The sequence below is a fragment of the Roseibium sp. SCP15 genome, from assembly GCF_040329435.1.
Classification (GTDB): domain Bacteria; phylum Pseudomonadota; class Alphaproteobacteria; order Rhizobiales; family Stappiaceae; genus Roseibium.
The window spans coordinates 527,610-542,122 of the sequence record NZ_JBDZYI010000005.1 but is presented as its reverse complement, the minus strand read 5'-3'; the positions used below and the strand labels follow the sequence as shown (position 1 = coordinate 542,122).

Sequence of the window (14,513 nt, the reverse complement as noted above, 5' to 3'; positions counted from 1 at the left end):
GCGGGCAGGTCCGCACGCGCAACCAGTTCGTTCACCCGCACCGCATCCAGAATGGCCGAACTGCTCTCACCAATAGGGAAAAGGTCTTTTTTTTCAGCTTCTTGAAGAGAAATTCCCACTTCTACCACAGATTGTTTTTCCCAAAAAATCCACTCAGCGAACCAACCTATCCTATCCGGCAGGAAAGGTCCCGCCAATCCTTGTCATAAAATTATTACTTTTCATGAGTAATAAAAGGTATTAATACTCATCGTGAGTGATAAAAGTTTGACGGGTAAGGAAACGGGAGGTTCCGGCTCATGAGCGGTATCAGCGCACGCAACCTGAAAATGGAATTCGGGGACTTTGTCGCCGTAAAGGATGTCAGTTTCGAAGTCGGCTCAGGCGAGTTCGTAACGCTTTTGGGTCCTTCGGGATGCGGCAAGACCACGCTTTTGAAGATGATCTCCGGTTTTCTCACTCCGACAGGCGGCGAAATTCATCTGGCCGGACAAAACGTAACCCGGACACCGCCGGAAAAACGCGACACCGCGCTCTGCTTCCAGTCCTATGCGCTGTTTCCGCATCTGACGGTTCTTGAAAATCTGGAATTCGGACTGCGGCAGAAAAAAGTTCCGCAAGCGGACCGAAGGGAACGCCTCGACGCGGTCATCGGCAATCTGGACCTGTCCCTGCACCTGGCCAAACTCCCGAACCAGTTGTCCGGAGGACAGCAACAGCGTGTCGCGCTCGGCCGCGCGTTGGTCATGCGCCCGAATGTGATTCTGTTCGACGAACCTCTTTCCAATCTCGATGCAAAGCTGCGTGACCAGGTCCGGATCGAGATCCGGCGCATCCAGCAGGATTTCGGCCTGACCGCCATTTACGTCACGCATGACCAGGCTGAAGCGCTTGCGATGTCGGACCGGGTCTTTGTCATGAATGGCGGCTGCATCGAGCAGGCCGACACGCCCGAAGAACTCTACAGTGCGCCGAAAACCAGCTTTGTTGCCGATTTCATCGGCAGTGCAAACGTGCTGGATGCGGAAGTCACTTCGGCAAATGGCAATGGTGAAATCGAGCTTTCCACCGCCCTTGGCCCGCTGGTTGCCCGAACAGACACGCCCCCCAAGAGCTCCAGGGTCAAGATCTGCTGGCGGCCGGAACATGCAGATCTGTCCGCAAACGGCAAAAACCGCCTGACGGCCCGCGTTTCCCACCGTGCCTTCCAAGGGCATTTCACGGACCTGCATGTGGAGGCCAGCGGCGCGGAATACCGCGTCCAGACAAGCAAACCCGCGATCCGCGAAGGCGACACTGTCACCTTTTCGCTGCAGCCTGAGCAAATCGTCCTGCTGGAGGCGATGGCATGACGTTGAAGAAATGGCTTCTGGTTCTGGCATTGCTGACGCCGGGACTCGGGCTGATCGTCGCCTTGATCGGCGTTGCCGTCTACATCGCGATCGCACAGTCCTTCGGCTTTTACAATCTCTCGGGAGAAAGCGGCTTTTCGCTGGAATTCTGGGACAAGATGCTGGACCGCAAGGTCTTCAACCGCGCGGTTACCTATTCGATCTATGTCGGCGTGATCAGCTCGTTCCTGTCCGTCCTGTTCGCATACCCGCTGGCTATCTGGTTGCGAAAGCCCTTTCCCGGCTCACTTGCAATCGGCGCTATGCTGAAGGCTCCGCTCCTGGTTCACGGACTGGTCGCAGCGTTCCTCTTCATCAATGTCATCGCCTATCACGGCGTCCTCAATCAGCTCATGCAGGGGCTCGGCCTGTGGGACGAACCACAGCGGCTGCAGAACGACCGGAATGCCATCGGTGTGCTGCTTCTGCAAACCTGGAAGAACATGCCGTTTGCACTTCTACTGCTCACCGGCGCAGTCCAGAGCATTTCCGATGATGTACTCAATGCCGCCAGAGATCTGGGCGCTGGCAGTTTCGACCGGTTTCGCAAGGTCATTGTACCGCTCACGGTATCGGCCATGCAGGCCGCACTCATCATCATCTTCATCGGTGCGCTTGCAGACTTCAGTTTTCAGGTGATCGCGGGGCCGACCAACCGTCAGTCGCTTTCCCAGCTGATGGTCTTTTTCAAGTCCAGTGGCCGCTGGAATGATGCCGCCGTTGTCGGTGTGAGCCTGATGATCATTGCCATTGTCGGTTCAGGACTGCTGGCGGCACTGACCCGTCTCACAATGCGTGGGAGGATCGCATGACCACAGCACGTCTCAATCAGGTTCTCCTGTATCTGCTCCTGGGCCTGACCGCGATCTGGCTCATCGTTCCCTTCACCATGGCCGTGCTCTGGTCACTGGTCGATCCATCGCAACCCTGGACGGCAGACAAGCTGCTGCCTCCCGTGATGTCCTTCTATCGCTGGGTCGACATGTGGGTGAATTCGTCGCTGCAGACGGCTCTCGTGAATTCCTACGTGCTTGCTCCGTCTGCGGCACTCGCAGCGTTGCTGCTGTCGATGCCCACCGCTTATGCACTCGGAAGAATTCGGTTCCCCGGTCGTGAAGTCTGCAAGATCCTCGCGCTATTGCCCCTGATCGTGCCGCCTTTCGTGACCTCGATCTTCTTCACCTCGCTGCTCTATCAGCTCGGGCTTCACTCCTGGCGCTTCGGCGCGATCCTTTTCGCCCATGCCATAGTCTTCATGCCCTACGCAATCCGCATCATGACGGTGAGCTTCGAACAGGTTCGAACCGACCACATCGATGCCGCCCGCGACCTTGGCGCCAGCACCTGGGCCCGCTGGCAGGTCGCATATCTGCCAGCCCTGAAGCCGGGCATTTTCGCCTCGCTGCTGATTGTCTTCATTCAGTCGATCGAGGAATTCGCGATCGCCTTCATCGTCGGCTCGCCCGACTTCACCACCATTCCGACACTGCTCTACGGAACGCTTGGACAAGATTTTGTCAGGCCCAATGCGGCGGTGTTGTCCCTCATTCTCGTCGTCCCGAACGTCATTTTGATGCTCATCCTCGAGCGCCTTCTGAGATCGGCCAATCCGGCTCTGAGTTCAGGCAAGGGCTGACGCGAATACCCCAACTAACGGAGAGCAACCGACATGTTGAAGACCCTGATCCTTTCCTCCACCGCTTTGGCACTGGGCGTAAATGTTGCAGCCGCCAAGGACCTTTCAAACATGAGCTGGGACGACATTGTCACCCAGGCCAAGGCTGAAGGCGAACTGACCTGGTATGTCTGGTACCTGCAGGATGACCTGCGCCGCGCCGTCAAATCATTCGAAGAAGAATACGGCATCAAGGTCACCATTCCTGAAGGCACCGCGGCCGGTAACGCCGAAAAGCTGATGGCCGAACGCGACCGTGAAGCTGGTGACATCGACGTATTCGCCTGGGGGTACAACGATTTCGAGACCGTCGATCTGAGCGCTTCCTTCACGCCGCTGAAAATGCTGCCTGAAGACGATGGCCGCGTATCCAATCTCGTCGGCATTGACGGCGGCGACTTTGTGCTGGCGTTCTGGGGCAACCAGACCGGCATCGCCTACGACCCCAACAAGGTCTCGGAAGCCGATCTGCCGCAAACCCCGGAAGAGCTGGCAGCTTTCTGGTCGGCCAATCCGGAAAAATTCGGCTTCAACTATGAAAAGGGCGGCTCGGGCCCATCCTTTTATCTGAACACGCTCAAGAACCTCACGGGCGTCGACTTCGCCGACGGAGAAACCACCGACGAGAAACTGGCCCAGGTCGGTGAAGGCTTCAAATTCTTCAACGACAACGCCGAAAACTACGTCGTCACCGCCTCCAATGCCGACAGCATCATTCGCGTCAGCGACGGTGAATTGTGGATGGTCCCCGCCTGGGAAGATCACCTTGCAGGTTTGCAAAAGCGCGGCGAAGTTCGTCCTGAAATCAAGTTCTACATTCCGGAAATGGGAATGTATGGCGGTGGCAACGGCGTTGCCATTCCTCAGAACGCTACACATCCGGCTGCCGCTGCCGTCTTCGTCAACTGGCTGACCTCAGCCGACACCCAGACCATGTTCAACCGGGACTTCGGTACAGCCCCGATGCATGCCAAGGCAGATGACAGCCACGCGCTTGTGCCAAACGAACAGCGCAAGAACCGCCAGCCCTGGGCAGCACAGCCTTTCCGCAAGGCGGTGGAAGAAAGCTTCATCGAAAACGTGATTCTGGAACGTTAACAGGTCCTCCTGCAAGACCCAGCCTCGCGTACGCGCGGGGCTGACCCAAATGTCACCAACACCATCAACAAGAAGATCAACATGACCAATCAATCCGTGACCGATGGCCGTCCCCCGCTGAAGGATTTTCTGGCGGACCCGTCCTGGCAGTTTGCTGTCGTTGCCCATCGCGGAGCCTGGCACGGTGCACCGGAAAACTCGATCGAGTCCGTGGAACTTGCAATCAGCAATGGGTACGAATTCGTCGAAATCGACGTTCAGGCCACGGCGGACGGGGAACTCGTCTGCCTGCATGACGATACGCTGGAACGCATGACCGGGCAGAGCGGCATTGTTTCTCAAACAAAAGCTGCCGGCATCACGTGCCTGTTCCTCAAGGAAGGTGCTGGCGGCGAAGGTGCTCCCTTCAGCTCATCGCGACCTCCCCTGCTTCCGGATCTGCTGGCTGTCACGGGTGACAGGATCTATGTTGATGTCGATGTGAAGCACTTCCGGGATCTGGAAAAGGTCGCGGCATTCGTCAAGGATCACCCGAGCCGGCATCACATCAACCTCAAGACCGTCGTTGAGAGCGAAGCCGACATGCGCTTCGTGGATGAGCTGGAACAAAAAACCGGCGTTCTGGTCAAGCCAATCGTTCAGGTCACCGCCGAAACGCTCGGAGTTTATCTTGGCTTCCTTCAACAGCGGTCGACACCTCTGGTCGAAGGTCTGTTCGACAGCTGGTCGAGTTTTGAACTTTATGCCAAAGCGGCGCAGAACTCGGGAACCAATCTGTTTCTGAACTCTCTCGACGAAGTTCCTTCAGCAGAAGTGACCGATACGCAGTCGCTTGCAGATCCGGACCTCGGCTGGGGCCGTCTGGTGGAACAGGGCGTGCGCCTCATTCAAACCGACATGCCGAACGCCCTGAAAGAATATTCCCGGAAGCGCTCCGCTTCCACTTTGACGGAACACTGAAACTCCCGGAGACGGACCAAACCTCAGAAGAAGAGACGCCTGCCGGGAATGACCGGCAGGCGCCGGTCTCATTGTTCAATGTGCCCCTTTGAAGGCTTCTCAAGTCAGGGCCAGGTGTTCAGATCACCACTTGCTGTCCGGGTCGACCTTGAACAGATGTTCCATGAAAACACGAGTGACTTCGGCAAGCTTCTCCGGACGCGCATGATCCCGTTGCAACTCCGCCGGAACAACGTTCCAGGTAATCGGCTCCACACCGGCAGCGATCATGCGGGCCATGCCGTTTTCGTGGCTCATTTGCGTAATGCTGCCGACTGCATCTTCAGGGACATAGACGTCATAGCCTTCGCGCTCTGCCTCGATCGCGGGATAGGCAAGACAGACATCGGTCCACAATCCTCCCATGATCAGCTTCTTTCGGCCAGTTGCCTCGACAGCTGCGACGAATTCCGGCTCTTCCCACGCATTGACGCTGGTACGGTCGACGAAAACCGCATTCGGAGCAAGCGCCTTGAGCTCTTCGATCATCGGTGCGTAATCGTTAAACCCGACGGCAACGTGCGAAAAGATGATCGGGATGTCATAGATCACCGCCGTCTTGATCAGACCAGTGACGTTGTTGATCAGTTCTTCGTGCTCGATATTGCGCACGCCCTGCAGGATCGGTGGCTGATAGTCGATCAGGATCAAGGCGGCATTGTCCGGCGACAGGAACGGATCTTCCTCCGCGGCACGAGCTGGCGTTCCTCTGTAGCCGTCCGGATAGCCCGCAACACCATCAACGGTGGTGATCGTCGGCTGGTTGGCGAAACGCTCGACCCGAGCCTTCCGGATTTCTTCCGGAGATGTTTCCGCCGCAATAACCGGCGCAGCAACACTGGCGCCGAGCAGCAGGGCTGCAACGGTTTTCAGTACGGTTTTCATGATGGTTTCCTTTGATGAGGGTGCGCCCAACGACGCAGGTCGGGTCAGGCTTCGCCGTGTACGTGATCGGCAATCAGATCGGCGACCGATGGCCCGGGACCGACAAGTTCCAGGACATTGCGGTCCGGGTCGCGAATGAAGATGGTCTTGGTGCCGCGAAATTCCCTGCGCCCGGTGATGGCAATGCCTTGCTCGTTCACGAAGACCTCGGTCGCCTCCGCGTCCTCCACCTTCAACGCCAGATGGGTGATGCCCGGAGACTTGGAGGTTTCGTCCATCAACACGTTGTGTCCCCGATTGATGGTTGCAGGTCCAAGCAGGTTGATGTTGATCCCGGACGGATGAAGCATGACCAGGGGATGGCCGTTGTCATATCCGCCATCTGCGATCTGCTTGAAGCCAAGCGTTTCATAAAAGGCGACGGAGGCCTCCCGATCGCTTATGCGAATACCGATATGATCGAATTTTGCGATGTCGAGCATGGTTTCAGACCTTCTCAATTGCGATGCATATGAGATAGACTTGAAACATGAACGTCACTAGTGAGAAAAAAATCGCATCGCCTGTCCATTTGGATCACAATCTCAACTCCGACCGCATGCGTGAATTCCTGGCCGTGGTCAGAGCGGAAAGCATTTCTGCGGCTGCAAGAGCACTCAATCTTCCCAGGGCAACTTTGAGCCGCCGGATCTCGGCACTTGAGGCAGACCTGGGTGTTCGCCTCATCCATCGCCGAACCAACCGCTTGACCTTGACCGAGGCAGGCGAGGAACTGCGTCTGCGGGCGCAGAGGATTGTCGAGGATGTCGAGGAAACCTGGAACGCCGTTCGCCGGCTGGACGACACACCCCGGGGCCTCTTGCGCGTTTCGGTTACCGGTCCCTACTTCACCAAGCTTTTCACCGGTTTCCTCTGCGATTTTCCGGAAGTTCGACTGGAGGTCCAGTCAACAACCCAGCACGTCGATCTGCTGTCGGAAGGGGTTGATGTGGCCATCCGTATCGGTCCGGTCAAGGATCAGAACCTGATTGCCCGCCGCCTCCACACGGACAGGCTGGTTGCTGTCGCCAGCCCGGAATATCTGAAACGACGCACAGCACCTGCATCGCCCGAGGAGTTGACCGAACACAATTGCATTGTCGGCTTTGCCGGTGAATGGACCCCAAGCAAGTCCTGGCCGCTTCTGGACGGTGGCAGCATCCCGGTCGGAGGCAGGCTTTCTGCCAATGAAATCGAGCTTGTCATGCATGCGGTTCTGGAGGGCATCGGCATTGCCCTGTTGCCATCAGCCGTCGCCGCTCCTCACCTGGAAAGCGGCGCTCTTGTCCCCCTCCTGACAGACACGGTCGGCACTGAAATTCCAATCAGTCTTGTTTACGTGGACCGGGAATTCATCGACCCGAAGGTCAGGATCTTCGTTGATAGAGCTGTGGAAGTGATCTCAAGCGAAATGCCGAAACCACACAGGTTCGAAGGCACATCCTGAAACAGGTATGTACCTTGAGAAACCGAAACCGGGAAAGACAAGTTCAGGTGGGCCTCCTGCGGGGGGAGCGCCGGGATCAGCCTGCAAACTCTTCGATCAGGTCCGGCATGAACGGGAGGTCGGTGACGCCGATATCAATTCCCGCCTGGGTGAACAGGGTTGAAAGCTGACCCCGGTGATGGGTCTGATGGTTGAACATGTGCATGACAAGCAGCCAGCGAGGACGTTGGCGAGACGTTCCATCGGCAATGCTCTTCCATTCCATCACCTCCGAAAGCCACTCGGGAGAAAGTCCTTCAGCAAAGGTGACGATGTCTCGGCTCATCTCGAGATGAGTAGCTTTCAACTCGGAAAAATCTTCAAAAATGTCCACGCCCATGCCGTTGGTATCATAGGCCTTTGCCGAAAACCGGCTCATCCACGCCCGGTCTCCGAAAAGAATATGATTGAGCGTAGAATGTACCGACCTGAAGAACGCCCCACGATCTTGCTTGCGCTCCTCATCACTCATTTGGCCCGCTACCTGATAGGCCTTTTCGGTCATCCAGGCATTATAGGCGGCCATGCGCTGGAAAAGCGCGACATCAACTTGCATTCACGATCTCCGTTCCAAGTTCGCTCAGCGGCCTGTTTGTTTCCTCAAAGCTGGACGACTCCCTCCCCTCTCCCGTGGGAGAGGGGTGGTTGTTCAAGTCCGGTTTAACCGGAACGCAATGACAAGGTCCTGCAGATATCAAGCTTCGAAGATATCCGGTTCAGCTTTGTCGAAACGCTGCGATTCCGGATCCATGAGCCGCAATTCACCAGAACCGATATCGAACCATGACCCATGCAGATGCAGGCGATCTTCCTGTACGGCTTTTTCGATGAAGGGGAAGGTGAGCAGGTTTTTCAGCGATTGCCTGATACCGGCATATTCCATCGCAAGCTGCGGATCATCCGCCTTGTCGATCGGCATGCAGGCCATGGCGATTGCGGCCGGTTCCAGCAGTTTGATCCAGCGGCCGATGAACTGGCCGGTCGCCATTGGTGCATTGGCGTTTTCACGGAACGCCTTCACACCGCCGCACTGGCCGTGCCCCATGACGACAATATGCTTTACGTTCAGCCCGTTGACTGCAAATTCAATCGCAGCACTGGTGCCGTGCTGGCCTTCGGTGTCTTCGAAGGGGGGCACAAGGTTGGCGACATTTCGAACGACGAAAAGTTCGCCCGGTCCGACGTTGAAAATACCCTCCGGGGTCACCCGGCTGTCGCAGCAGGAAATCACCAGCACATCGGGCTTTTGACCATAGACCGCCAGACGCTCATGCGTTTCCTTGTAGCGGACGAAGCCCTTGTTCAGATACCGGCCATAACCTTCCAAAAGATGAGCAGGAAAACTCAACGACTTGCCTCCTTGTAAGCAGCGGGCGCCCGCACGCCCGTCATTTGCTGGCTTCATATCACCTGCCTGCTTGAAAGGAAATTAGCTAACGCGCTTACCCGATTTGGCAAAGATGGCAAGAACTACGTTGCCACGTTTACCGCATGCAAGTCCTGGTCGTCGTCATGGTCCTCATAGGCGTGACGGATTTCTTGTGGCGGACACCAGTCGACCGGGCCGGGAAGCGGATGAACCGGACCGTGATCAATGCCCGGCTCGAGCGCCTGCATGGCAGCTGCGCGATAAGCGTTCACACCATCAAGAGCATGGTCTACGCTGTGTTCTGCATCGATGAGAACTGCCGGCTCGTCACCGGAAGGATTGGTATCTGGGTCCTGGCGCTCTGCGGTTTCACGCTTTTTTCTGCGGTCATGACCGGTGCCGTTACCGTCCCTGTCCGCTGGGTACTCTGTCGCATGCGCCACGACCTGGGCCGTTTGCGGCCTTTCAATAGTCGTCGCCATTTCGGCCTCCTGGCCAATCAGAGAGTGCCGCCTTCTGGCGGAACCCTCTGAATCTCTCAACAAATCGTTAACAAAGCTTTACGCAAAGTTAACCTGTTGTTTCATTTGAGACAATGACACCGCGTCAGCAGTTTTCCAAAACTTGTCTAAGCTGCCTGCTCTGCAGAACTTCCGACGATCTTGACGACATCTGCCATGATATCGGTTAGCTGGAAGTCCTTTGGCGTATAGACCGCAGCAACCCCCATCGCCTTCAGTTGTCCGGCGTCTTCATCGGGGATGATACCGCCAACAACAACCGGAATGTCATCCGCCCCGCTTGCACGAAGCCGGTCCATGACATCCCTGACGAGCGCGAGATGTGATCCCGACAGGATGGACAGTCCAATCACGTGAACATCTTCCTCCACGGCCGCGTTGACAATCTGGGCGGGCGTCAGGCGAATCCCCTCATAGACAACCTCCACGCCGCAGTCGCGAGCCCGGACAGCAATCTGCTCGGCCCCATTTGAGTGACCGTCCAGCCCCGGCTTGCCGACAAGAAACTTCAGTCGGCGGCCCAGTTTCTTGGAAACGGCTTCGACGCCTTCGCGGATTGTTTCCAGGTCACTTGCGTCATCGCGCGCGGACTGGCCAACGCCGGTAGGTGCCCGATACTCGCCAAATACTTCGCGCAAGGTACGGCCCCATTCACCGGTCGTGACCCCTGCCTTGGCCGCGGCAATCGACGGTTCCATGATGTTACGGCCTTCCTGAGCCGCGGACTTCAGATCGGCCAGCGCAGCTTCAACGGCAGCGTCGTTCCGGGCCTCGCGCCACGCCTTGATCTTTTCGACTGCCTCTTCTTCAACATGTTCGGGCACGGTGAGGATTGCACCATCTTCACCGGATGCCAGTGGAGATGGCTCGCTATCGATCCATTTGTTGACGCCGACAACCACCTGGTCGCCTGCCTCAATCGCTGCAAGCCGCGAGGAATTGGCTTCTACGAGTTGCCGCTTCATGTAGCTGGAATCGACCGCTGCGACGGCACCGCCCATGGCATCGATCCGAGCTAGCTCTTCGCGTGCTTGTTCCTTCAGAGCCTCGACCTTTTTCGTGATTTCCGAAGACCCTTCGAAGATATCCGCATATTCCAGAAGATCGGTCTCGTAAGCCACGATCTGCTGCATCCTGAGCGACCATTGCTGGTCGAACGGCCGCGGCAGACCAAGTGCTTCGTTCCAGGCCGGCAGCTGAACGGCACGGGCACGCGCATTCTTGGAAAGGACGACGGCCAGCATCTCGATCAGGATGCGATAGACATTGTTTTCCGGCTGCTGTTCGGTCAGTCCGAGCGAGTTGACCTGAACGCCGTAGCGGAAGCGCCGGTAACGTTCATCCTCGACGCCGTAGCGCTCGCGGCAGATCTCGTCCCACAGCTCGGTAAACGCCCGCATCTTGCACATCTCGGTGACGAAACGCATGCCGGCATTGACGAAGAATGAGATCCGGCCGACGGCCTTCGGAAAATCTTCTTCCGGAATGGCACCGCTTGCCTTCATTGAATCCAGAATGGCAACGGCCGTTGCCAGGGCAAAGGACAGTTCCTGAACCGGTGTCGCCCCAGCTTCCTGCAAGTGATAGGAGCAGACATTCATCGGGTTCCACTTGGGCATGTTGGAATATGTCCAGGCGATCACATCCGTGGTCAGCTTCAGGGACGGCGCCGGCGGAAACACATAAGTACCGCGAGACAGATATTCCTTGATGATATCGTTCTGGGTCGTTCCCGAAAGCAGGCTCCGATCAGCCCCCTGCTCATCCGCCGCAGCAACATAAAGCGACAACAGCCAGGGTGCGGTCGCATTGATCGTCATGGACGTATTCATGCGCTCCAGCGGAATCTCGCTAAAGAGAGCATGCATGTCCCCCAGATGCGCCACTGGCACGCCGACCTTGCCGACTTCTCCCTTGGCCAGGGAGTCATCCGGGTCGTAACCGGTCTGCGTCGGCAGATCGAAAGCAACCGACAGTCCCGTCTGCCCCTTGGCAAGATTGCCACGGTAGAGCTTGTTTGATTCGGCCGCCGTAGAATGTCCTGCGTATGTGCGGAAGATCCACGGACGGTCCCGTCCTTCGCCCTTTGCATCCGTTACACTCATGCCGCTTCTCCTCCTAAGGCATTCTGCTGCCAGCCATATTCTTCTCTCGCAGCGCTCTTTCCGCCAAAGTCTCCCCGCCTGGCGAAAGTGTGCCGGAGTTTACGCGCCTGCGAAACCCCTTCTGTGCGATGCAAAAAATAATTGGCATTAAAACGCAAGTTAAGCAATAGTCGTATAGATCGACGCAGTTTTTTGAACAATAGTTGCGCGAAACCGGGTTTTGACCCAGAAATGCCTTGTGCAAATGCGAAATTCTACAGGGACCTGAAGTCCCGGGAGGGGAGAATGACAGCAACAGCCGAAGCCAACGACAACGAGACGCGGGGGGACGCTCCGGTGAAAGATCTTTATGAAATAGGAGAGATCCCGCCGCTCGGTCATGTGCCGAAAAACATGTACGCCTGGGCAATTCGCCGGGAGCGCCACGGCGCGCCGGAAGATGCCATGAAGCTGGAAGTCGTTCCGACATGGGAACTCGACAGCCACGAAGTGCTGGTTCTCGTGATGGCGGCAGGCGTCAATTACAACGGCATCTGGGCAGGCCTCGGCGAGCCGATCAGCCCGTTTGACGGACACGGGGCCCCATACCACATCGCCGGCTCGGATGCTTCAGGCATCGTCTGGGCCGTCGGTGACAAGGTCAAACGTTGGAAAGTCGGCGACGAAGTCGTTATCCATTGCAACCAGGACAATGGCGACGATGAAGAGTGCAACGGCGGTGACCCGATGTTCTCCACCTCCCAGCGGATCTGGGGATACGAGACACCGGACGGGTCCTTCTCACAGTTCACGCGCGTCCAGGCACAGCAGCTGATGCCGCGCCCGAAGCATCTGACCTGGGAAGAAAGCGCCTGCTACACACTGACCCTGGCAACGGCCTACCGCATGCTGTTCGGTCATCATCCGCATGAGTTGAAGCCCGGCCAGAACGTTCTGGTCTGGGGAGCTTCCGGCGGCCTCGGTTCCTATGCGATACAGTTGATCACCGCAGCCGGCGCCAACGCGATCGGGGTGATCTCCGACGAGGACAAACGTCAGTTCGTGATGGACCTGGGTGCCAAGGGCGTGCTCAACCGCAAGGACTTCGACTGCTGGGGCCAGCTGCCCAAGGTGGGCTCGCCCGAATATGCCGACTGGTTCAAGGAAGTGCGCAAATTCGGCAAGGCCATCTGGGATATCACCGGCAAAGGCAACAACGTCGACATCGTCTTCGAGCACCCGGGTGAGGCAACCTTCCCGGTCTCCACCTTCGTCTGCAAGAAGGGCGGTATGGTTGTGATCTGCGCAGGTACGTCCGGCTTCAACTGCACCTTCGACGTCCGCTACATGTGGATGCACCAGAAACGTCTTCAGGGATCTCACTTTGCTCACCTGAAACAGGCTTCGGCAGCCAACAAGCTGATGATCGAGCGGCGCATCGACCCCTACATGTCGGAAGTTTTCCCCTGGGACCAGATCCCGCAGGCCCATACCAAGATGTGGAAGAACCAGCATGCGCCGGGCAACATGTCCGTTCTCGTAAGTGCACCGACAACCGGTCTTCGAACCCTCGAAGACGTGCTGGAAGCCGGCAAACGCTAGGAATTCAAGTCTCCCCCAGAAGGCTAGGGCTTCGCCCGTAACTAGCCTGATGCAGCCTGACCAGCCCGTTTCCGACGGGCTGGTTTTTTCTGTGCACCCGGTTGACCACAGTTTCTGGCGCAGGCTGCCGCAATTCTGCTTGGTTGTCGCCTCATCACCTGTCAGACAAAGACGAATCGCTTCGACACCAATCCGGAAGGCGCCCTCTCTTGTTTTTCCCATTTTCCGGCAATCGTTCGGCAAAACTGGCTCTCGCCGCTGCTCTGGCCCTGACAATTACCGCCTGCCAGAGCGAACGCTTCCAGACCCCGCCTTTCTACAAGGATCTCGCCCGCACCGACGGGCAGGTCGACGCGACCACCGCTGCGCAGATGATTTCCCAGTATCGGATCAACAACGGATTGTCGCCGGTAACGCCCGATGCCCAATTGACCGGGATCGCAAAGTCACAGGCCGAGGCAATGGCCGCGGCAGGAACCGTCCAGGCCTCGCTTCAACCTAACCAACAGTTGGCGGCAAGAATGGCCTCCATCGGCGAACCCAAAACGGCTGCGGCTGAAAACGTCAGCGCCGGTTACCGCACATTCGCGGAAGCCTTTTCCGGTTGGCGGGAATCGCCCAACCACAATGATGTGCTGCTGACAAAAGACGCCACCCGGCTTGGCATTGCGACGGCCTACTCTTCAAAAGCCAAGCACAAGGTGTTCTGGTCGCTGGTCCTGGCAGCGCCAAGACCAGGGCAGTAAGACAGGATCAGTAATAGCGTCGCGGATACCGGGGCAGCGGCTGAACGGCAACCGGCGGTCTCGGGTAAATGCGATAGTTTCTATAGTAACGCGGCACACCGACATAGACGCCCGCACTCGGGATGGGCTGACCGTAGTAACCGCCCTGGACGCCATAACTCAGATACTTGCCCGACACCCAGCCCTTCACATTGGCAAAGGCGGCGTCGCACCATCTGTAGTCAGCCGTACAGCCGAACACTGTCACGCCACCTCCGCGCGGAACGGTGGTGATGACCGGATAGTTGGTGCCGGGCCCGGTCCGCATGTTCAGATTGGCAGTCGTATAGGCAATTGCCGGACGGGATTGCGCCAATGCCGGCAGTGACATCATGGCCACTGCGAACAACGCCAATGGCAAGCGGATCAACATTATCAACACTCCGAAATTTCAGATCATTTTTCCAGTTGGGAGAATCGATCTAAGCCCTGACACAGCGCAGATGTGGGAACACAAGATGGCAAAAATATAGCACGGCAATCCAGGCGCGATGACAAGCGGGTGACCAAGCAGAATTACCCCTTGCTTCCCCTTGGTTCCATCGGCTTCATAGGGACAGGGAATTGGGGGGATTATTC

General features: G+C 57.3%; 15 protein-coding genes. 8 read left to right on the top strand and 7 right to left on the bottom strand.

Annotated features, from left to right (window positions below; genetic code table 11):
* The first annotated feature begins 299 nt into the window (after window positions 1-299).
* From ABLO27_RS25590 to ABLO27_RS25570, 5 genes are all read left to right on the top strand, one after another.
* Entirely contained in the window at window positions 300-1,352 is a 1,053-nt protein-coding gene (locus ABLO27_RS25590) for an ABC transporter ATP-binding protein (protein ID WP_353036929.1), read from the top strand.
* A complete protein-coding gene (locus ABLO27_RS25585; protein ID WP_353036928.1) occupies window positions 1,349-2,203 on the top strand; it encodes an ABC transporter permease in 855 nt (284 codons plus the stop codon). The genes ABLO27_RS25590 and ABLO27_RS25585 overlap by 4 nt, the downstream gene beginning before the upstream one ends.
* Window positions 2,200-3,027: an ABC transporter permease gene (locus tag ABLO27_RS25580; RefSeq protein ID WP_353036927.1), complete on the top strand. Its 828-nt coding sequence runs from the start codon at window positions 2,200-2,202 to the stop codon at window positions 3,025-3,027. Before ABLO27_RS25585 ends, ABLO27_RS25580 begins: the two co-directional genes overlap by 4 nt.
* Window positions 3,028-3,060: 33 nt before the next feature.
* On the top strand, window positions 3,061-4,164 hold the full coding sequence (locus ABLO27_RS25575) for an extracellular solute-binding protein (RefSeq protein WP_353036926.1): 1,104 nt from the start codon (window positions 3,061-3,063) through the stop codon (window positions 4,162-4,164).
* A gap of 81 nt (window positions 4,165-4,245) precedes the next feature.
* Window positions 4,246-5,124, top strand: a complete 879-nt coding sequence (locus ABLO27_RS25570) for a glycerophosphodiester phosphodiesterase family protein (RefSeq protein WP_353036925.1) — start codon at window positions 4,246-4,248, stop codon at window positions 5,122-5,124.
* Window positions 5,125-5,247: 123 nt separating this feature from the next.
* Here the strand turns inward: ABLO27_RS25570 and ABLO27_RS25565 are convergent, their stop codons facing one another.
* Both ABLO27_RS25565 and ABLO27_RS25560 read right to left on the bottom strand, forming a co-directional pair.
* Window positions 5,248-6,048, bottom strand: a complete 801-nt coding sequence (locus ABLO27_RS25565) for a hydrolase (RefSeq protein WP_353036924.1) — start codon at window positions 6,046-6,048, stop codon at window positions 5,248-5,250.
* 44 nt (window positions 6,049-6,092) lie between these two features.
* A complete protein-coding gene (locus tag ABLO27_RS25560; RefSeq protein ID WP_353036923.1) occupies window positions 6,093-6,530 on the bottom strand; it encodes a VOC family protein in 438 nt (145 codons plus the stop codon).
* 47 nt (window positions 6,531-6,577) lie between these two features.
* On the opposite strand from ABLO27_RS25560, the gene ABLO27_RS25555 reads away from it, so the two are divergent.
* The gene (locus tag ABLO27_RS25555) at window positions 6,578-7,534 is read left to right on the top strand and encodes a LysR family transcriptional regulator (protein WP_353036922.1); all 957 of its coding nucleotides are present in this window, start codon (window positions 6,578-6,580) and stop codon (window positions 7,532-7,534) included.
* Window positions 7,535-7,610: 76 nt separating this feature from the next.
* On the opposite strand, the gene ABLO27_RS25550 is transcribed toward ABLO27_RS25555, so the two are convergent.
* From ABLO27_RS25550 to ABLO27_RS25535, 4 genes are all read right to left on the bottom strand, one after another.
* Entirely contained in the window at window positions 7,611-8,129 is a 519-nt protein-coding gene (locus tag ABLO27_RS25550) for a DinB family protein (RefSeq protein ID WP_353036921.1), read from the bottom strand.
* A 138-nt stretch (window positions 8,130-8,267) separates the two neighbouring features.
* Window positions 8,268-8,921, bottom strand: coding sequence for a carbonic anhydrase (locus ABLO27_RS25545; protein WP_353036920.1), 654 nt, complete (start codon window positions 8,919-8,921; stop codon window positions 8,268-8,270).
* Between the two features lie 122 nt (window positions 8,922-9,043).
* Window positions 9,044-9,424 (bottom strand): hypothetical protein, encoded by a 381-nt coding sequence (locus ABLO27_RS25540; protein WP_353036919.1) that lies wholly within the window; start codon window positions 9,422-9,424, stop codon window positions 9,044-9,046.
* 146 nt (window positions 9,425-9,570) lie between these two features.
* Complete coding sequence (locus ABLO27_RS25535; RefSeq protein WP_353036918.1) at window positions 9,571-11,568, bottom strand: protein meaA; 1,998 nt, start codon at window positions 11,566-11,568, stop codon at window positions 9,571-9,573.
* Between the two features lie 285 nt (window positions 11,569-11,853).
* Between ABLO27_RS25535 and ccrA the strand changes: the two genes are divergently transcribed.
* On the top strand, window positions 11,854-13,149 hold the full coding sequence (gene ccrA / locus ABLO27_RS25530; RefSeq protein WP_353036917.1) for a crotonyl-CoA carboxylase/reductase: 1,296 nt from the start codon (window positions 11,854-11,856) through the stop codon (window positions 13,147-13,149).
* A gap of 209 nt (window positions 13,150-13,358) precedes the next feature.
* Window positions 13,359-13,895, top strand: coding sequence for a CAP domain-containing protein (locus tag ABLO27_RS25525; protein ID WP_353036916.1), 537 nt, complete (start codon window positions 13,359-13,361; stop codon window positions 13,893-13,895).
* Window positions 13,896-13,902: 7 nt separating this feature from the next.
* Here ABLO27_RS25525 and ABLO27_RS25520 read toward each other — a convergent pair whose 3' ends face one another.
* On the bottom strand, window positions 13,903-14,307 hold the full coding sequence (locus ABLO27_RS25520) for an SH3 domain-containing protein (RefSeq protein ID WP_352947187.1): 405 nt from the start codon (window positions 14,305-14,307) through the stop codon (window positions 13,903-13,905).
* Window positions 14,308-14,513 lie beyond the last annotated feature (206 nt).